The following is a 17,851-nucleotide window of genomic DNA, read 5'->3' on the forward strand; positions in this document are numbered from 1 at the left end:
TTATTCTCCTTACTCAGGCGACAGCCTGGCTGACTTTAGGCATGGCGAGGCTTAAGGCCTGCTGTTCATTCGCCTGTTCATGAAGCAATTCACCGGCAATGGCCCCTTCGCGCATTACCACGATACGGTCGGCCACACCCAGCACTTCCGGCAGATCGCTGGAGGCGAAGAGCACCGCCACGCCGCGTTTTGCCAGAGCGTAAATCACGTTATAAATTTCGTGCTTCGCCCCCACGTCGATACCGCGGGTCGGCTCATCCAGCAGGATCACCTTCATCTCTTCCGACAGCCAGCGGCCCAGGATGGCCTTCTGCTGGTTGCCGCCGGAGAGGTTCATGATCAGCTGCTCAGCGCCCGGGGTTTTGATATTGAGCGAGCGAATGTGGTGTTCGGCATTGCTGACCTCCCACGTATCATTAATCAGACACCCGGCACGAATGGTCTTACGACGCGCCGAGATATTGATGTTGTCCCGCACCGAGTGCACCGGGATGATCCCCTCAGCTTTACGGTCTTCCGGGCAGAGCATCATTCCTGCGCGAATGGCGTGCGCCGGTTTCTGAATATCCACCGGTTGCCCGTCGATAAACACCTGACCGCCAGTAATGCGGGTGCCGCCAAACAGCCCTTTCATCAGCTCGCTGCGCCCTGCGCCCACCAGCCCGAACAGGCCGACGATTTCACCGCTGCGCACGGTGAGGCTGATCGGCGTGCGTACCCCCGGAGCTTTCACCTCCTGCAGACGCAGCAGCTCGCCGCCGTACTGGCGCGACTCCCAGTGATAGATATCGCCCAGCTCGCGGCCCACCATCGCCTGCACCAGCTGGTCGTGATTGACCTGCTGCATGTCAGTGAAGGTACGAACATAACGGCCATCCTTAAACACGGTGATGGCATCGCTGAGGGCAAAAATCTCTTCCATACGGTGCGACACGTACAGAATGATGCGCCCCTCTTTACGCAGCTCGCGGATCACCCGGAACAGGTTTTCGATCTCGCGTGCTGAGAGCGAGCTGGTTGGTTCATCAAAAGCAATCACTTTGGCATTGCGCGCCAGCGCTTTGGCGATCTCCACCATCTGCCACTGGCCGATGGAGAGATACTTGAGCGGGGTCTGGGGATCGATATCCAGCCCGAGGTGTTTCAGCTGCAGCCCGGCTTCATAGTTGAGCAGCGAACGGTTAACGAAGCCGCCCTTATGGGGAAGCTGACCGAGATAAATATTTTCTGCGACGGTCATCTCAGGGACCAGATGCAGCTCCTGGTAGATGATGGCGACGCCGGCGTTCAGCGCGGCGGTGGTGTCCGCAAAGGCGACCTCTTTGCCCTGTAACGCCAGGGTTCCCGTCGTGGGGGCGTAGTTACCGCTGAGGATCTTCAGCAGCGTAGATTTTCCGGCGCCGTTCTCCCCCATCAGGGCATGAACCTGACCCGGGTAGCAGTCAAAGCTGATGTCGGTCAGCGCGTTGACACCGGGAAAGGTTTTACCGATGCCGCGAAATGAGAGATAGGGTTCAGACTGGTGCATAACATCTCCAGGGAACGAGTAGTGAACGTCTGGCCCCCCGTTAATGCCGGGGGGCGCAATCACAGTAAATTACTTACCGCCCAGTCCTTTTTTCTCCAGCTCGGCTTTGAAGTTGTCACGGGTGATCAGTACCACGTCGGTCACTTCAGTAAATTTCGCTGGCTCTGCCCCTTTGGTCACCCAGTTGTAGAGCATTTCGCTGGATTTGTAGCCGTGAACGTCCGGGCTTGGCAGCAGGGAGCCGTAGAAGCCGGTGGCCTGCCCTTTAGAGAGTTCGCTCACCGCATCCACACCGTTGATGCCGATACCGATCACGTCTGCCGCTTTGAAGCCCTGGCCTTCAGTGGCGCGCACGCCGCCGAGCACGGTATTGTCGTTCATCCCGACCACCAGCCAGTGTTTCACTTCAGAGTGCTGAACCAGCATGGAGTTGGCCGCATCGAAGGCACCCGGGATGTCGTTAGATTTGGTTGGCACTTTGTAGATCTGTTTTTCCGGGAAGCCGGCCGCTTTCAGGGCATCCATCGAACCGGTGGTACGACGGCGCGCGGTATCCAGCTCGTCAGCCGTAATGGCCATCACCGCGGTGTCTTTCACATCCCAGCCGCGTTTTTGCATCTCTTTATACAGCTCCTGGCCCTGACGCTCGCCGATTTTGGTCGCCGCCATCATCACCAGAGGAACGGTATCCATCGGCGCGCCTTTGGCGTTGACGAACTGATCGTCCACCGCGATAACCTTCATGTCGTAGCCGCGCGCTTTCGCCACGATGGCGGCGCCCAGTTTTGGATCCGGCGTACAGATGACAAACCCTTTCGCGCCGCTGGCCGCCAGGCTGTCGATGGCGTTCAGCGTTTTTTCACCGTCCGGTACGGCAATTTTAATCACTTCGAAGCCCAAATCTTTCCCGGCTTTATCAGCGAATTTCCACTCCGTCTGGAACCACGGCTCTTCCGGCTGCTTGACCAGGAAACCGAGCTTTAAGTTCTCCGCCATAGCGGATTGTGACATAACGGCAGCCAGACCGATGGCCGCCAGCGCTTTAGTAAATTTGTGCATGGTTAACTCCAGCTTTAGCGTTCTAATTTGTAGGGAAACAACTTCTCAATTTTTTTTAATCGGACGTAAAACAACGCATTAGCGCCAAAGGTGTTAAAAGCGCATTTGCTTGAGATAGTTTTAGCGGGAAATTAATCATCCATAAGAGAGCGCCATCACACCGCAGAATTACAGTAATTGCGTACATACATTCAGCGAGAAATGACATAAATGCGGAGGTATTTGTCAGACAATTAGAAAGGGTTAAAGCAGATTAGTCCATAAGTTCAGCCAGGATATCCTTGTTAGACGGGCGCACGCGCGCCCGGCGATCTTACCAGGGATAGTAGATGTGTTCGGCGTGCTCGCGAACCGGGGCATCATCGCCCAACAGGCGCGCGGCGAGGGTCAGGGCGAAGTCGAAGGCATGACCCAGGCCTTTGCCGCTGATGAGGTTGCCCTCTTCCACTACCGGGGCATCGACATAGACGCCGTCCTGAACCGCCTGCCAGAGATCCCCCGAGCAGACATAGCGACGGCCTTTGAGCAAGCCGTTCCCGCCCAGCACGCGCGCGGCGGCGGAACAGATCGGGGCGATAATCTTGCCCGCTTCGTCATGCGCAGCGACAAAACGCACCACCTCTGCGCTGGCGGCGAGGTTAACGCTGCCCTGCGGGCCGCCCGGTAAAACCACGGCGTCGTAGTACGTATCGATTTTGTCGCTCAGGGTGTGGTCTGCGACCATCGGGATATTATGGTAGCTCACCACCGCGCGCGACCCGTCGCAGGCCAGGGTCTCTACCTCAATATTGAGACGGCGCAGAATGTCGATGGTAATGATCGCTTCCGCCTCTTCAAATCCGGGTGCCAGCAGCACCGCAACCTTTGCCATAAAAAAACTCCTTCATATTAAAACAATGTTTCATTTTCTCAGAGTGCGGGACGGCAAACTTCCTGTTGGATCACATATCCCACGCTTTCCCGCAAAAATGATCTGGCGCAATTTTCACCAGGTGTAAAAAATGTTTAAATATAAGAATTATCTCTATTCCGCCTGGCGGAAATTATTATCAATTTATGTGCTAAACACCCGTCTCACGGTTATCCGGTAAAACATTAAATGCCGCAATCGATCAGATCGTATCGCTTTTATAAATTTATATAAATTACAAACAGTTAACTATTTTTACTTTCCAGACAGGTCGCTCTGATCTCTTCGCAATTTTTAATTGCTGATGGGAGGTAAGGTTTAGTAAGAATATATTTATAAGGATTTTCTTATAAACCATCCGCTGTTATTATTATTTTTACCCGATGACTGAAGTGAATAAGGGATCACATACAGGGAAAACAGAATGCTTTTATTCTGAAGTGAACTATCGTTAATGATGATTATTTTTTAGGTTACATTACGAAGAAAAGGGAATGGATATGGCTGCCTCGGATATGATCAACAAGCTCAATACGCAGATGAACCTGGAGTTTCACGCGTCAAACCTCTCTTTGCACCTCAGCGAGTGGTGTTCAGAACATCAATTTACCGGTTCCGCGACCTTCCTGCGCACTCAGGCGCAGAGCAACGTCACCCAGATGATGCGCGTTTTCGATTTTCTGAAAGCCTCTGGCGCGATGCCGGTTCTGAAACCGGTGGATATGAGTGATGAAGACTGTAGCTGCCTGGAAGCGGTTTTCCAGCGCACGCTGGAGGAGTATGAGCAACGCTGCCTGACGCTGAATCAATTAACGGATGAAGCGCGAAAAATGGAAGATATCTCTACGCTCAACTTCCTGCATGATATTGAAAAAGAGCAACAGCTGGATGGGGTGTTACTGAAGACCGTCCTCGATGAAGTTCGCCAGGCCCGGAGCACCGGCATGGGGCTGGAACAGACCGATCGTCACCTGCTGAACGTCGTCAACTGCCAGCATCACTGATCCTGCGCTTTACATGACTTACCCGGCCTGTGCCGGGTAATTTTGTTTCAGAACCACCAACCCTTTGCTTTTATTAATCTTTAACAAATCCGATCTGGCTCCCACCGAATAACCCTACTCCGTGTAATGATTTGCGAAAATTTCATTTTCACAGACGAGGGAAACGTATGATTACCGTTGAATTTGTTGTCATTATTCTGTGCCTGTTAGTCGGCACCCGGTTCGGTGGTATGGGACTGGGGCTGATCAGCGGCATTGGCCTTTTTATTCTCAGCTTTGTCTTTGGGCTTCAGCCCGGTAAGCCTCCGGTAGACGTGATGCTGACGATCCTGGCCGTTATCGGCTGTGCCGCCACGCTGCAAACCGCCGGGGGACTGAACGTGATGATGCAGTTTGCCGAAAGGCTGCTGCGGCGACATCCGCAACACATCACCCTGCTCGCCCCCTTTACCACCTGGATGCTGACCTTCCTGTGCGGCACCGGCCATGTGGTCTATACCATGTTCCCGATCATCGCCGATATCGCGCTGAAAAAAGGCATCCGCCCGGAACGGCCGATGGCGGTGGCGTCTATTGCCTCGCAGATGGCGATTACCGCTTCTCCGGTGTCGGTTGCCGTCGTCTCGCTGGTATCGATTCTTGCCGCACAGCACGGCGTGGGTCAGGCGTTTGGCATTCTGCAGATCCTCGCCATTTCGGTCCCGGCCTCGCTGGCGGGAGTAGCGATTGCCGCCCTCTGGAGTCTGCGACGCGGCAAGGATCTGGCCGATGACGAGGAGTTTCAGGCCCGGCTGCAGGATCCTGAGCAGCGCAAGTTCATCTACGGCAGTACCGACACCTTAATGGATCAACGTTTCCCGAAGCAGGCCTACTGGTCCACCTGGATCTTCTTCGCCGGGATTGCCGTCGTGGTGCTGCTGGGTGCCCTCCCCGAGCTGCGTCCAGCCTTCGAGGTGAAAGGCAAAATGACGGCCCTGTCGATGAACCTGGTGATCCAGATGATGATGTTGATTGCCGGGGCGGTGATGCTGATGGTGTGCAAAGTGAATGCCGCGTCCATCTCAAACGGTGCGGTCTTCAAGGCCGGGATGGTGGCGATTTTCTCGGTCTTTGGCGTAGCATGGATGAGCGACACCTTTTTCCAGGCGCATCTGGATGAACTGAAGATGGCCCTGGAGGGGGTAGTGAAAAGTCACCCCTGGACCTACGCCATCGTGCTGTTCCTGGTCTCGAAGCTGGTCAACAGCCAGGCGGCAGCCCTGACGGCGGTGGCGCCGATGGGATTAATGCTGGGAATCGATCCGAAGATGCTGATTGCTTTCTTCCCGGCGTCGTACGGCTATTTTGTTCTGCCGACCTACCCCAGCGACCTCGCCTGTATAGGCTTTGACCGCTCGGGCACCACGCGCATCGGCAAGTTTATTATCAACCACAGCTTTATTCTGCCGGGCCTTATTGGGGTGAGCTGCGCCTGTGCGGTGAGCTATCTGCTGGTGCAGACCTTTATGTAACCTGCATTCCGGGCGACCCGGGGTCGCCCGTTCACATTCTTCTCACAAAACCATTTGTAAATTCAAAACGTCGGTTTATTTTAGTGAGACTCACCCTGCGGGGTGAATTTCAGTTCAATCAGTGCAATGGCTTTCTGAACCGCACGCAGCGTGACGGGGTCGGCCGAGGCAGGATTGCTGGCAAAATCGATGTTTCTGAGCTGGCTGGACATCTTCTCGCGCACCTCAGCCGGGGCGATGATTTCAATCACATCAAGGATTTGTTTGATAACCAGCTGGCATGCAACAACGTCAGAGATCAGTTCCTGATCGGCACTCAGGTTTTGAGACATAGGCTTCTCCTGTTTGAAAGGCCGCCATAGTAGCAAAACGCCCGGCCTGTTGCGGCCTGCAGGCACAAAAAAACCTGCCGAAGCAGGTTTTTTTATCAGAACATCGCGCCTGGCGGTACGTCCTTGAAGGTCTTGCAATAGGATTCGAACATGCTTTTCAGGATTTTGCGCAATTTCATTGTTTTGCTCCGGCTAATTGTTATGCAGGTGTTATCGTTGATGCGCCTATAATATGACCGCCATCACAAAAATCAATCATTTTGTGATATTCATCACGGCAGTTTATTTAAAATAAAACAGCGTTCCTGTTAAAAATTAATACAAATCAGGCAATTAGCACCCTGCATGTTCCTGTAAATTTTTAAAAAAAAAGTTTAAGTGGCAGAGGAAAAATGAGCGAAAAAATCTCCGGCAACGCGGCCAGCGGGGTCTCTCCCGCTGCGCTGTTGGTGGCTGGCGCATTCTTTATGGAGTTTCTCGACGGGACGGTGATCGCCACCGCCCTACCCGATATGGCGAAAAGCTTTGGCGTACAGGCGGTGGATCTCAACATCGGCATCAGCGCCTATCTTATCACCCTGGCGGTGCTGATCCCGGCCAGCGGCTGGATTGCCGACCGGTTTGGCGCGCGCAAAGTCTTCACCCTCGCGCTGGCCATCTTTACCCTCGCCTCAGTGCTGTGCGGCCTCGCCACCAGCGTCGATCAGTTCGTTGCCATGCGCGTCCTGCAGGGGATGGGTGGCGCGCTGATGGTCCCGGTCGGGCGGCTGGCAGTGCTGCGCACCACCCCGAAACATCTGTTGATTACCGCCATCGCCACCCTGACCTGGCCCGCGCTGGTGGCGCCGATTATCGGCCCGCCGCTGGGCGGGTTTATCACCAGCTATGCCAACTGGCGCTGGATCTTCTTTATTAACGTCCCGCTGGGGCTGATTGCCATCGCGCTGGCGCTGCGCATTATCCCGGATATCTGTGAGGAGACGCGCCGTCCGTTCGACACCCCGGGCTTTATCGCTACTTCGGTGGCAATGGTTAGCCTGGTTTGCGCCATGGAGATGATGGGGGCGCACGACGTGAATACGGCGATCACCCTTGCACTGCTGGCCATCGGAGTAGTGACGTTGATCTATGCCCTGCGGCATTTCAGACGCGCTGAATGGCCGATGATCCGCCTCGACGCCCTGCAGGTGTCCACCTTTCGCGTGACGATGTACGGCGGGTCGCTGTTTCGCGCCTCCATCAGCGCCGTGCCGTTTTTGCTGCCGCTGCTGTTTCAGGTGGGATTCGGCATGGATGCGTTCCACTCCGGTCTGCTGGTGCTGGCGGTATTTGTCGGTAACCTGACCATCAAACCGGCGACCACGCCGCTGATCCGTGGGCTGGGGTTTAAAAAGCTGCTGCTGATTAACGGGGCGCTGAACGTACTGGCCCTGCTGGCTTGTGCATTCCTGACCCCGCAAACCCCGGTGTGGGTCATTATGCTGGTGCTCTATCTGGGCGGCGTATTCCGTTCCATTCAGTTTACTGCCATCAGCACCCTCGCCTTTGCTGATGTCCCTTCCCCGCAGATGAGCTATGCCAACACCCTGTTCTCAACCGCCACTCAGCTGGCAGTGGGGCTGGGGATCACCCTCGGTGCGATCGGGATCCGTCTCGGGGAGCTGAGTAGCGAAATGCTGGGGATGGACGCGCTGCCGGGGATCAGCTTCCGGCTGGCGTTTGTGGCGATTGCGCTGGTCTGTCTGTTGGGGATGGTCGATACCCTGCGGCTGGTGAAAGATGCCGGCAGTGCGGTATCCAGCAAGCGGGCATAAAAAAAGCCAGCGTAAGCTGGCTTTATCACTGGCGTTGGCAACTTAGCCGATAATACCGCGGACAAAGGCTTCGATCTCTTTATCCTGGCAGTTCTCGAAGAAGCACTGCTGGAAACGCTGACCGGTTACTGCAGTTTTGACCAGCTCTGGATCGATAGCACGCAGGGTGTCGAGATAGTTCTCTTTAACCACCGCGGCTTTCACCTGGTTCAGGATGCCAGCGTTGCGAACCTGAGGTTCTTTACGCTCTGGCGGATAACCTTCGCCATTACGGCCGGTGAAGGCTTTTTCAAAGATAAAGCGAACGTTCAGCTCTGCGCCCCAGCCGAAGCCTTTAGCAAATGGCAGAGAGAGCGCGTTACCGTTGTTGATCTGGGCGAACAGAAAGGCGTCAGCCGGATCGATGCAGTAGCCGCACACCACACCCGGGTGGATGTTCAGGGACATCAGCGCACCCTGGCCGGTACCGCAACCGGTCACCACGAAATCAACCGCTTTCGAGTTCAGCAGAATGCTCGCCATGATCCCCAGGTGGATGTAGGTCAGGTGGTGATCGTTTTCGTCGCTCATCCCAACGTTGTAGACCGGGAAACCTTTCTCTTCAGCAACGGCGTTCAATTCCTTGAGGATGATGGCGTTTTTTGGCGCCTGGCTGTTTTCCATCATCAGTGCAATTTTCATTCTTCGTCTCCTGAATGCGATGCGGGGCGTCCCGCTGTGGATAGCTTACCTGTCCAACCTTACTACTTAGCAAACGCACTTTCAAATTAAGTGAAAAATAGTTTCAAAAAACAAAGATGCGCTCACAATTTTGTGCCTGAGAGGTTTTTGCCGCCGCCTGATAAACGGATGGCTTAAGATTGAAGGAGCAAGGGCTCGTGGCAAAGAGAAGGGGCAGAACAGGCGTTTAATCCTGGCATTGCGGCACACATCAGCCGCTAGTATAGGTTATTTCCATGCATCCAGAGTGTTCTATGAAGAGATTATGCACTGGCGGCCTGCTCCTGTTACTGGCAGGCTGTGGCGTTACCCGGCAAGCAGAAGTCAGCAGCGTCGACGTCACGTCAGGTGTTGTCATGCTCAATTACGATCAGGCCATGTTGCAGAACGCCCGCTATGACGACTACGTCACCAGCGGTACCGCGACCCGTGAATGCCAGGCGATGGGATACAGTACGGCCATGGCCTACGGGCAGCCGATCAAAACCTGTAGCCTCATCAGCGGCTCGCTGTGCCTGAATGAAACCATGACCATTCAGTATCAGTGTCATGGCTATACCCCGCGGCCCGTCGTCGTCACCTATTATTAATTCCGTTGCCAGCGATCCCGCTGGCAATAATAGTATTAAACACGAAACAGAATAATTCTCATTAATTTATTTACGTTACCCGCAATGCGTTTTATTCCCATTCGTATTATGATCGTTTAAATATTTATTTTACTTTTTGCAAATAAATAAATAACAAATTATAGTGACGCTCACGTTGACCAGTGAATAATAATACGGAGCGACACCATGCTTAAAACCGAAATGATCGACAAGCTCAATGAGCAAATGAATCTGGAGCTTTACTCCTCCCTGCTCTATCAGCAGATGAGCGCCTGGTGTAGCTATCACAGTTTTGAAGGCGCGGCGGCATTTATGCGTCGTCACGCGCAGGAAGAGATGACTCACATGCAGCGTCTCTTTGATTATCTTACCGATACTGGCAGCCTGCCGCGCATCAACCCGGTGGCGTCGCCGTTTGCTGAGTACGCCTCGCTGGACGAGCTGTTCCGCGCCACCTATGAGCACGAGCAGCTGATCACCCAGAAAATTAACGACCTGGTCCATGCGGCGATGATAAGCCAGGATTATGGCACCTTTAATTTCCTGCAATGGTATGTGGCAGAGCAACACGAAGAAGAGAAGCTGTTTAAATCCGTTCTCGATAAACTGTCGCTGGCGGGTAAATCTGGTGAAGGGTTGTACTTTATTGATAAAGAGCTGTCGACGCTTGACGCTCAAAATTAATATTACTGCGGCGCCTCTGGCGCCGCGTTATTTTTAATGACGGCATATTTTACTTCCTCCCCTGCCCACCTTGCGCTGGCGCAGAAATAGCTTTCAATTCCCCCTCTTGATGGCTTCCGATGAATATCGTAAAGCTACATTTACAGCACCTGTAACGGCGGTTTGACGAACCTGCGTTTTTCCCTTACGCTGCGCCGCAGATTTTGTCGCGATAGTGCAAGGCTGTAGAGGAAAACGTGAAGAACAGAACGCTGGGAAGTATTTTTATCGTCGCCGGAACCACGATTGGCGCAGGTATGCTGGCGATGCCGCTGGCGGCGGCGGGGGTCGGGTTTGGCGTCACGCTGGTGTTACTGGGCACACTCTGGGCGCTGATGTGTTATACCGCCCTGCTGCTGCTGGAAGTGTATCAGCACGTTCCCGCCGATACCGGACTCGGGTCGCTGGCCGGGCGTTATCTGGGCCGTTTCGGCCAGTGGATCACCGGTTTCAGCATGATGTTCCTGATGTATGCCCTGACCGCGGCCTACATCAGCGGTGCGGGTGAGCTAATCGCCTCCAGCGTCAACGACTGGTTCAACGCCGATATCACCCCGACCACCGGGGTGATCTTCTTTACCCTGATCGGCGGCGGCGTGGTCTGCGTGGGCACCTCGCTGGTGGATCTGTTCAACCGTTTCCTCTTCTCGGCCAAAATCATCTTCCTGGTGGTGATGCTGGCGCTGCTGGCGCCGCACATTCATAAGGTCAATCTTCTGACCCTGCCGCTGGAGAAAGGGCTGGCGCTGTCGGCTATCCCGGTGATTTTTACCTCGTTTGGTTTCCACGGCAGCGTGCCGAGCATCGTCAGCTATATGAATGGCAACGTGCGCAAGCTGCGCTGGATCTTTATCACCGGCAGCGCCATTCCACTGGTGGCCTATATCTTCTGGCAGCTGGTAACCCTCGGCAGCATTAACTCGTCGACCTTTATGGGGATGCTGGCGAGCCATACCGGCCTGAACGGGCTGCTGCAGGCCCTGCGTGAAGTGGTGGCGTCGCCGCACGTGGAGCTGGCGGTACACCTGTTTGCCGACCTCGCCCTGGCGACCTCGTTCCTCGGAGTGGCGCTGGGCCTGTTCGATTACCTTGCCGACCTGTTCCAGCGCAGCCGCACTGTGGGCGGGCGTTTACAGACCGGGGCGATCACCTTCCTGCCGCCGCTGGCCTTCGCCCTGTTCTATCCGCGTGGGTTTGTGATGGCGCTGGGGTATGCAGGCGTCGCGCTGGCGGTGCTGGCGCTGCTGCTGCCGTCGCTGCTGGTGTGGCAGAGCCGGAAGCATCATCCAGCCGGTGATTACCGGGTGCCGGGCGGGAAACCGGCGCTGTGTCTGGTCTTCGCCTGCGGGATCGCGATAATCCTCGTGCAGTTTGGCATTGCGGCAGGGCTGCTTCCGGAAGTGGGATAACGTGCATTAATGCCCGGCGGCGCTTCGCTTGCACGGGCCTACGAGAGGGTTTTGTAGGCCGGGTAAGCGAAGCGCCACCCGGCAGAAATGCGCACTATTAATGCAGACAGCAGTTCTTGAATTTTTTGCCGCTGCCGCACGGGCAGGGATCGTTGCGACCGACTTTGGTGCCGTTGATCACCGGCTGCTGGGCAACTGGCTCTTGCGGGTTGGCAATCCAGTGATTATACAGCCGCAGCGCCGCCGGACGAATGCCCTCGATGCTCTGCTGGAACTCCTCTTCACTGAAGGTATCCAGACGCTCAAAGTTCTCTTCGGAGCCGTGCAGGGCGATAAGATCCAGATCCTCACGCAGGGACTCTGGCAGGGATGACCAGTCGGTCAGCGCCACGCCGCGCATATAACCGAAGCACCACTCTTCCACCACGGTAAAGGTTTCACCCTCAACATCGTTCATGCCGAACATCGGCTCAAACTGCTCCGGGTAGTCACTAAGGCGCTCGGCAATATCGTTCAGGTGCTTAAAGCAGAGATCGATAAAGCGGTTCATCTCGCGATCGTTCTTCCAGCGCGGAATGTTTTTCTCGCCGCCCCACACCGCCACCAGCCAGCGATCCGGCTCAACCACCACCGGGCCAGACAGCACCGCGGTCAGCATCCCGTCGAGCTCCGAGACGTCCATTACGGACTCGCCGTCATGACCGTAGGTCATTAAGGTCTCTTCCAGCCACTCCATTTCGGTTTCGTTTAATGGACCTTCGCTCATGGTAAATCTCCTGCAGAATAGAATTGCGTGCAGGGTAACACAGAAAGCAGGCTCAACGGTCCCCTTCCCCTGTTGTTCCGGGGCGCGTTACTGGTGCAATTCCGTCTAAATCGTGACCATTGCACAACTTATGTGCTTTGTTGTTAATGAGATGTGATCCCCGCTGTAATTTCACTTCATGCCGCCGGGCCGCTTAAAACGGCGCTCTATACTGAAAATTGTCGAAACACAGGCAATACGCTGCCGTTCTGGCAACCATTTTGCTTACTGTTGTGCTGAGGGTTATCACCCTCAGGCAATCTCGCCTGTTTCTGCGGTATGTCGTCCGTTTAGTGCATTACGTTTTGAACACGTTTTGGATTGGGTACGCCTCCGGCGTTCGACTACACAGGGTTGTGCCAAAAAACACTCAGAAAAGGTACATAATAATGTCGCTGAAATTGATCAGAAGTCCTCTCTCTCTTGTGCTGGCAGGGTGTCTGGTGACGGCGTTTTCCGCCCAGGCTGATATCGTGATTGGCGTGGCGGGTCCCTTCACCGGACCGAACGCCACCTATGGGGACCAGTACTGGCACGGCGCGACCCAGGCCGCGGAAGACATTAACGCCGCGGGCGGCATTAATGGCGAGAAGATCAAACTGGTGCAGGGCGATGACGCCTGTGAACCGAAACAGGCCGTCTCGGTCGCTAACCGTCTGGTTGACCAGGATAAGGTCAAAGCGGTGGTCGGCCACTTCTGCTCCTCCTCCACCATGCCGGCTTCCGAGGTCTATAACGACGCGGGCGTACTGGCTATCACCCCCGGCTCCACCAACCCGCTGATCACCGAGCGCGGCATGAGCGACATGTTCCGCATGTGCGGCCGTGATGACCAGCAGGGCCAGGTCGCCGCTGATTTCATTATTGATAAGCTGAAAGCCAAACGGGTGGTGATCATTCACGATAAAGACACTTACGGCCAGGGGCTGGCGGATGCCACCAAAGCGGCGCTGGCGAAACGTGATGTCAAAGACGTGATGTACGAAGGCCTGTCCCGCGGCGAAAAAGACTTTAACGCGCTGGTGACCAAAATCGGTGCCCAGAAACCGGACGTGGTCTTCTTTGGCGGCTGTCACCCGGAAGCGGGCCCGCTGGTGCGCCAGATGCGTGAGCAAGGGGTGCAGGCCAAATTCTTCTCCGGCGACTGTATCGTCAACGAAGAGATGGTCACCGCCGCCGGGGGCGCGCAGTACACCAACGGCATCTATATGACCTTCGGCAAAGACCCGCGTCTGATCCCGGAAGGCAAAGCGGTGATCGACAAATTCCGCGCCAGTAAATTCGAGCCGGAAGGCTACACCCTCTACTCCTACGCCTCCATCCAGGCCATTGCTGCGGCCTTTAAAGCCACCGGTGGGGCCGATCCGGCCAAAGCCAGCGAATGGCTGAAGGCCAATTCGGTGGATACCGTGATGGGCAAAAAATCCTGGGACAGCAAGGGTGACCTGAAAGTCTCTGACTACGTGGTGTATGAGTGGGACGACAAGGGTAAATATAAGGAAGTGCAGTAAGCGGACGGAATCACGCTCAACGTCGGTATGGCGACATACCGACGCACTATAACCCGAGGACCGCAGCGCAACCTGCGGTCTAAAACACGAGCGCGCGATGATGGAAACGTTCTTTCTGCAGCAGTTAATCAATGGCCTGACGCTGGGGTCGGTCTACGGATTGATCGCCATTGGCTACACCATGGTCTACGGCATTATCGGCATGATTAACTTCGCCCACGGCGAAGTCTATATGATCTCCGCCTATCTCTGCGCCATCGGCCTGGCGCTTCTCTCCTTCTTCGGGCTGGAATCGTTTCCGCTGCTGATCCTCGGCACGCTGGTCTTCACCATCGTGGTGACCGGGGTGTACGGCTGGACCATCGAGCGCATCGCCTATAAACCGCTGCGTAACTCCACGCGCCTGGCCCCGCTGATCTCTGCCATCGGCATGTCGCTGATCCTGCAAAACTACGCCCAAATCAGCCAGGGGCCGCGTCAGCAGGGGGTGCCTACCATGCTCGACGGCGTGCTGCGCTTTCATATTGGCGAAGGCTTTGTACAGATCACCTACACCAAAGTCTTCATTCTGATCGCCTCGTTCACCGGGATGCTGCTGCTCACCTGGATAATCAGCAACACCCGGCTCGGGCGAATGTGCCGCGCCGTGCAGCAGGATCGCAAGATGGCGTCGATTCTGGGCATCAATACCGACCGGATCATCTCCCTGGTGTTTGTGATTGGTGCGGCAATGGCTGGCCTGGCCGGGGTGCTGATCACCATGAACTACGGCACCTTTGATTTTTACGCCGGGTTTATCATCGGGATCAAAGCCTTTACCGCCGCCGTCCTTGGCGGGATCGGCTCCCTGCCCGGCGCGATGCTGGGAGGCCTGATCCTCGGCATTGCCGAGGCGCAATTCTCCGGGATGGTGAACTCCGATTATAAAGACGTGTTCTCGTTTGGATTGCTGGTAGTAATCCTGATTTTCCGTCCTCAGGGACTGCTTGGTCGCCCTGTCGTGGCCAAGGTGTGAGGGAAAAAAGATGACTGCACAACTCGTTTCGCAACCCGTTGCCCACGACGGTTTTTCCCTAAAACGCTGCATTCTCGACGCCATTTTTGCGGGCATGGTGGCGCTGGTGATTTTTGGTCCGGTGGTGGGGGTGGTGCTGGATGGCTACAGCTTTAACTTCGAAGGACAGCGGCTGGCGTGGATCATCGCCACGGTGATGACCGGGCGTTTTTTACTGAGTGCCTTTTTAACCACCGCGCCGGGACGACGGGGGATGGCCCGCTTCGACAACGATAATACCGGGGTTTACGTTCGGCCGCCGGAGTACAAAAGCCGGATGCGCTGGATCCTGCCCCTGATTATCGCCCTGGCGGTCTGCTTTCCGTTCGTCGCCACCAAGTACGTGCTGACGGTGGCGATCCTCGGCCTGATCTACGTCCTGCTCGGCCTCGGGCTGAACATCGTGGTCGGGCTCGCGGGGCTGCTGGACCTCGGCTATGTCGCCTTTTACGCCATCGGTGCCTATGGCCTGGCACTGGGCTATCAGTATCTGGGGCTCGGCTTCTGGTCCATGCTGCCTCTGGCGGCGCTGATGGCCGCCGCGGCCGGGGCCTTGCTCGGCTTTCCGGTACTGCGCATGCACGGCGACTATCTGGCGATTGTGACCCTCGGCTTCGGGGAGATCATCCGCCTGGTGCTGAACAACTGGCTGACCTTTACCGGCGGGCCGAACGGCATCTCCGCCCCGCCTCCGACCCTCTTCGGGCTGGAGTTTGGTCGACGGGCGAAAGATGGCGGCGTGCCGTTCCACGAGTTCTTCAACCTGACCTTTAACCCTAACCTGAAGTTCATCTTCATCTACGCCATTCTGCTGCTGGTGGTCCTGCTGGTGCTCTACATCAAGCACCGCCTGACGCGGATGCCGATTGGCCGCGCCTGGGAGGCGCTGCGCGAAGATGAAATCGCCTGCCGCTCCATGGGCCTCAACCATGTCCTGGTCAAGCTGTCGGCCTTTACCCTCGGAGCCTCTACCGCGGGCATTGCCGGGGTATTCTTCGCCACCTATCAGGGGTTTGTTAACCCCACCTCGTTCACCTTCTTTGAGTCGGCTCTGATCCTCGCCATCGTGGTGTTAGGCGGGATGGGATCTACCCTCGGGGTGGTGCTGGCGGCCTTCGTGCTCACCGTTACCCCGGAGCTGCTGCGTACCTTCGCAGAGTATCGGGTGCTGCTGTTTGGCGTATTAATGGTGGTGATGATGATCTGGCGGCCGCGCGGGCTGATCCGCATCAACCGCAGCGGCTTTGCGGTACGCAAAGGAGTGGCGCCATGAACGGGACCATCTTAAGCGTCGAGCATCTGATGATGCACTTTGGCGGCATCAAGGCGCTCAACGACGTCAATCTCGAGGTGCAGCGCGGGTCCATCACCGCCCTGATCGGCCCCAACGGTGCGGGAAAAACCACGGTGTTCAACTGTCTGACCGGGTTTTATAAGGCCTCCGGGGGCAATATCCTGTTCAACACCCGGAGCAAAACCACCAACGTGATCCAGATCCTGGGGCAGAAATTCCAGCCGGGAGACTGGATCAACCCGGCGCAGTTCGGCCAGCGTCTGTTCTACAAGATGTTTGGCGGCACCCACCTGGTGAACCGCGCCGGACTGGCGCGCACCTTCCAGAATATCCGCCTGTTCCGCGAGATGTCGGTGGTGGAGAACCTGCTGGTGGCGCAGCACATGCGGGTCAACCGCAACCTGCTGGCCGGGGTGCTGAACACTCCTGCCTACCGTCGCGCGGAAAGCGATGCCCTGGACCGGGCCTTTTACTGGCTGGAAGTGGTGGATCTGGTGGATTGCGCCAACCGGCTGGCGGGGGAGATGTCCTACGGCCAGCAGCGGCGGCTCGAGATTGCCCGGGCCATGTGTACCGGGCCGGAGATGATCTGTCTTGATGAACCGGCCGCCGGGCTCAACCCGGTGGAGACCCACACGCTGAGTAACATCATCCGTTTCCTGCGCGATCGCCACGACATTACGGTGCTGCTGATCGAACATGATATGGGGATGGTGATGGAGATATCGGATCACATTATCGTGCTCGACCACGGGGATGTGATTGCCCAGGGCAAACCGGCACAGATCCAGCACGATGAAAAAGTCATTGCCGCCTATCTGGGCACCGATGAGAGCGAGGTCAGTGTATGAGTGAGGCAATGCTGGAGTTTCGTCAGGTGGATGTCTATTACGGTGTGATCCAGGCGCTGAAGCAGGTGTCGTTGCAGGTCAACGCCGGTGAAACCGTGGCGCTGATCGGCGCTAACGGGGCGGGAAAATCGACCCTGCTGATGTCCATTTTCGGCCAGCCGCGGGTGCGCAACGGGCAAATTCTGTTTTGCGGGGAGGACATTAGCCACAAATCGACCCACTACGTCGCCTCAGGGGGCATAGCCCAGGCCCCGGAGGGGCGGCGCATCTTCCCCGATATGACCGTCGAAGAGAACCTGCTGATGGGTACCATCCCCATTGGCAATCAGTTTGCGGCAGAGGATCTGCAGAGCATGTTTGATCTCTTTCCACGCCTGAAGGAGCGGCGCAAACAGCGGGCAATGACCATGTCCGGCGGCGAGCAGCAGATGCTGGCCATCGCCCGGGCGTTGATGAGTCGGCCAAAACTGTTGCTGCTGGATGAGCCGAGCCTGGGGTTAGCGCCGATTGTGGTGAAGCAGATCTTCCAGACCCTGCGGGAGCTGGCGCGTAACGGGATGACGATTTTCCTCGTCGAGCAGAACGCGCACCATGCGCTGAAGCTCTCCGACCGCGGGTATGTGATGGTCAACGGCCAGATCCGCCTGAGCGGCAGCGGCGAGGAGCTGCTGGGCAATCAGGAGGTCAGAAAAGCCTATCTGGGGGGCGCCTGACC

The 17,851-nt window shown here is 56.3% G+C and carries 18 protein-coding genes; 11 read left to right on the forward strand and 7 right to left on the reverse strand.

Translation table 11 applies throughout. The annotated features are described in order from the left end of the window. Positions 1–13 precede the first annotated feature (13 nt). The 3 genes from araG to G7090_RS14325 all read right to left on the reverse strand — a co-directional run bounded on the left by araG (position 14) and on the right by G7090_RS14325 (position 3,458). A complete protein-coding gene (gene araG / locus G7090_RS14315) occupies positions 14–1,528 on the reverse strand; it encodes an L-arabinose ABC transporter ATP-binding protein AraG (RefSeq protein WP_166182860.1) in 1,515 nt (504 codons plus the stop codon). Between the two features lie 69 nt (positions 1,529–1,597). Further along, positions 1,598–2,587: an arabinose ABC transporter substrate-binding protein AraF gene (araF, locus tag G7090_RS14320; protein WP_106993367.1), complete on the reverse strand. Its 990-nt coding sequence runs from the start codon at positions 2,585–2,587 to the stop codon at positions 1,598–1,600. A 313-nt stretch (positions 2,588–2,900) separates the two neighbouring features. After that, positions 2,901–3,458 carry a DJ-1 family glyoxalase III gene (locus tag G7090_RS14325; RefSeq protein ID WP_166182861.1) on the reverse strand — a complete coding sequence of 186 codons (558 nt, stop codon included), beginning with the start codon at positions 3,456–3,458 and terminating at the stop codon, positions 2,901–2,903. Between the two features lie 539 nt (positions 3,459–3,997). Here G7090_RS14325 and G7090_RS14330 point away from each other — a divergent pair. Further along, entirely contained in the window at positions 3,998–4,501 is a 504-nt protein-coding gene (locus tag G7090_RS14330; RefSeq protein ID WP_166182862.1) for a non-heme ferritin-like protein, read from the forward strand. Between the two features lie 167 nt (positions 4,502–4,668). Then, positions 4,669–6,012, forward strand: a complete 1,344-nt coding sequence (locus G7090_RS14335) for an anaerobic C4-dicarboxylate transporter (protein WP_106993369.1) — start codon at positions 4,669–4,671, stop codon at positions 6,010–6,012. A gap of 80 nt (positions 6,013–6,092) precedes the next feature. On the opposite strand, the gene G7090_RS14340 is transcribed toward G7090_RS14335, so the two are convergent. After that, a complete protein-coding gene (locus G7090_RS14340; protein ID WP_106993370.1) occupies positions 6,093–6,344 on the reverse strand; it encodes a DUF2766 family protein in 252 nt (83 codons plus the stop codon). Positions 6,345–6,439: 95 nt separating this feature from the next. Continuing rightward, positions 6,440–6,523, reverse strand: a complete 84-nt coding sequence (gene azuC, locus G7090_RS14345) for a stress response protein AzuC (RefSeq protein WP_098946254.1) — start codon at positions 6,521–6,523, stop codon at positions 6,440–6,442. A 213-nt stretch (positions 6,524–6,736) separates the two neighbouring features. On the opposite strand from azuC, the gene G7090_RS14350 reads away from it, so the two are divergent. Beyond that, positions 6,737–8,158 (forward strand): MFS transporter, encoded by a 1,422-nt coding sequence (locus G7090_RS14350; RefSeq protein WP_166182863.1) that lies wholly within the window; start codon positions 6,737–6,739, stop codon positions 8,156–8,158. 42 nt (positions 8,159–8,200) lie between these two features. Here the strand turns inward: G7090_RS14350 and G7090_RS14355 are convergent, their stop codons facing one another. Next, positions 8,201–8,839, reverse strand: coding sequence for an RpiB/LacA/LacB family sugar-phosphate isomerase (locus G7090_RS14355; protein WP_032612023.1), 639 nt, complete (start codon positions 8,837–8,839; stop codon positions 8,201–8,203). Positions 8,840–9,132: 293 nt separating this feature from the next. On the opposite strand from G7090_RS14355, the gene yecR reads away from it, so the two are divergent. The 3 genes from yecR to tyrP all read left to right on the forward strand — a co-directional run bounded on the left by yecR (position 9,133) and on the right by tyrP (position 11,621). Beyond that, positions 9,133–9,468, forward strand: coding sequence for a YecR family lipoprotein (gene yecR, locus G7090_RS14360; RefSeq protein ID WP_106993372.1), 336 nt, complete (start codon positions 9,133–9,135; stop codon positions 9,466–9,468). Between the two features lie 207 nt (positions 9,469–9,675). Next, complete coding sequence (gene ftnA / locus G7090_RS14365; RefSeq protein WP_106993373.1) at positions 9,676–10,173, forward strand: non-heme ferritin; 498 nt, start codon at positions 9,676–9,678, stop codon at positions 10,171–10,173. Between the two features lie 236 nt (positions 10,174–10,409). Further along, positions 10,410–11,621, forward strand: a complete 1,212-nt coding sequence (gene tyrP, locus G7090_RS14370; RefSeq protein ID WP_166182864.1) for a tyrosine transporter TyrP — start codon at positions 10,410–10,412, stop codon at positions 11,619–11,621. Positions 11,622–11,718: 97 nt separating this feature from the next. Here the strand turns inward: tyrP and G7090_RS14375 are convergent, their stop codons facing one another. Then, positions 11,719–12,387, reverse strand: coding sequence for a YecA family protein (locus G7090_RS14375; protein ID WP_166182865.1), 669 nt, complete (start codon positions 12,385–12,387; stop codon positions 11,719–11,721). A gap of 428 nt (positions 12,388–12,815) precedes the next feature. On the opposite strand from G7090_RS14375, the gene G7090_RS14380 reads away from it, so the two are divergent. The 5 genes from G7090_RS14380 (at position 12,816) to G7090_RS14400 (ending at position 17,849) form a co-directional block, all read left to right on the forward strand. Next, complete coding sequence (locus tag G7090_RS14380) at positions 12,816–13,937, forward strand: branched-chain amino acid ABC transporter substrate-binding protein (RefSeq protein WP_106993376.1); 1,122 nt, start codon at positions 12,816–12,818, stop codon at positions 13,935–13,937. A 100-nt stretch (positions 13,938–14,037) separates the two neighbouring features. After that, positions 14,038–14,952, forward strand: coding sequence for a branched-chain amino acid ABC transporter permease (locus G7090_RS14385; protein WP_059309089.1), 915 nt, complete (start codon positions 14,038–14,040; stop codon positions 14,950–14,952). Between the two features lie 10 nt (positions 14,953–14,962). Next, positions 14,963–16,264 carry a high-affinity branched-chain amino acid ABC transporter permease LivM gene (gene livM, locus G7090_RS14390; protein ID WP_166182866.1) on the forward strand — a complete coding sequence of 434 codons (1,302 nt, stop codon included), beginning with the start codon at positions 14,963–14,965 and terminating at the stop codon, positions 16,262–16,264. Continuing rightward, positions 16,261–17,136 (forward strand): ABC transporter ATP-binding protein, encoded by an 876-nt coding sequence (locus tag G7090_RS14395; RefSeq protein WP_166182867.1) that lies wholly within the window; start codon positions 16,261–16,263, stop codon positions 17,134–17,136. Before livM ends, G7090_RS14395 begins: the two co-directional genes overlap by 4 nt. Further along, on the forward strand, positions 17,133–17,849 hold the full coding sequence (locus tag G7090_RS14400; protein ID WP_106993379.1) for an ABC transporter ATP-binding protein: 717 nt from the start codon (positions 17,133–17,135) through the stop codon (positions 17,847–17,849). Before G7090_RS14395 ends, G7090_RS14400 begins: the two co-directional genes overlap by 4 nt. Positions 17,850–17,851: the final 2 nt, after the last annotated feature.

The organism is Leclercia sp. 29361 (genome assembly GCF_011290365.1).
Lineage (GTDB): Bacteria > Pseudomonadota > Gammaproteobacteria > Enterobacterales > Enterobacteriaceae > Enterobacter > Enterobacter tamurae.

What these genes read in the sequence shown, in the direction of transcription:
- G7090_RS14395 (WP_166182867.1), top strand. Translation starts at nt 16,261, where the DNA reads ATGAACGGGACCATCTTAAGCGTCGAGCATCTGATGATGCACTTTGGC.
- azuC (WP_098946254.1), bottom strand. Translation starts at nt 6,523, where the DNA reads ATGAAATTGCGCAAAATCCTGAAAAGCATGTTCGAATCCTATTGCAAG.
- araF (WP_106993367.1), bottom strand. Translation starts at nt 2,587, where the DNA reads ATGCACAAATTTACTAAAGCGCTGGCGGCCATCGGTCTGGCTGCCGTT.
- G7090_RS14330 (WP_166182862.1), top strand. Translation starts at nt 3,998, where the DNA reads ATGGCTGCCTCGGATATGATCAACAAGCTCAATACGCAGATGAACCTG.
- G7090_RS14400 (WP_106993379.1), top strand. Translation starts at nt 17,133, where the DNA reads ATGAGTGAGGCAATGCTGGAGTTTCGTCAGGTGGATGTCTATTACGGT.
- G7090_RS14375 (WP_166182865.1), bottom strand. Translation starts at nt 12,387, where the DNA reads ATGAGCGAAGGTCCATTAAACGAAACCGAAATGGAGTGGCTGGAAGAG.
- G7090_RS14355 (WP_032612023.1), bottom strand. Translation starts at nt 8,839, where the DNA reads ATGAAAATTGCACTGATGATGGAAAACAGCCAGGCGCCAAAAAACGCC.
- G7090_RS14335 (WP_106993369.1), top strand. Translation starts at nt 4,669, where the DNA reads ATGATTACCGTTGAATTTGTTGTCATTATTCTGTGCCTGTTAGTCGGC.
- G7090_RS14325 (WP_166182861.1), bottom strand. Translation starts at nt 3,458, where the DNA reads ATGGCAAAGGTTGCGGTGCTGCTGGCACCCGGATTTGAAGAGGCGGAA.
- ftnA (WP_106993373.1), top strand. Translation starts at nt 9,676, where the DNA reads ATGCTTAAAACCGAAATGATCGACAAGCTCAATGAGCAAATGAATCTG.
- yecR (WP_106993372.1), top strand. Translation starts at nt 9,133, where the DNA reads ATGAAGAGATTATGCACTGGCGGCCTGCTCCTGTTACTGGCAGGCTGT.
- G7090_RS14385 (WP_059309089.1), top strand. Translation starts at nt 14,038, where the DNA reads ATGGAAACGTTCTTTCTGCAGCAGTTAATCAATGGCCTGACGCTGGGG.
- G7090_RS14380 (WP_106993376.1), top strand. Translation starts at nt 12,816, where the DNA reads ATGTCGCTGAAATTGATCAGAAGTCCTCTCTCTCTTGTGCTGGCAGGG.
- araG (WP_166182860.1), bottom strand. Translation starts at nt 1,528, where the DNA reads ATGCACCAGTCTGAACCCTATCTCTCATTTCGCGGCATCGGTAAAACC.
- G7090_RS14350 (WP_166182863.1), top strand. Translation starts at nt 6,737, where the DNA reads ATGAGCGAAAAAATCTCCGGCAACGCGGCCAGCGGGGTCTCTCCCGCT.
- livM (WP_166182866.1), top strand. Translation starts at nt 14,963, where the DNA reads ATGACTGCACAACTCGTTTCGCAACCCGTTGCCCACGACGGTTTTTCC.
- G7090_RS14340 (WP_106993370.1), bottom strand. Translation starts at nt 6,344, where the DNA reads ATGTCTCAAAACCTGAGTGCCGATCAGGAACTGATCTCTGACGTTGTT.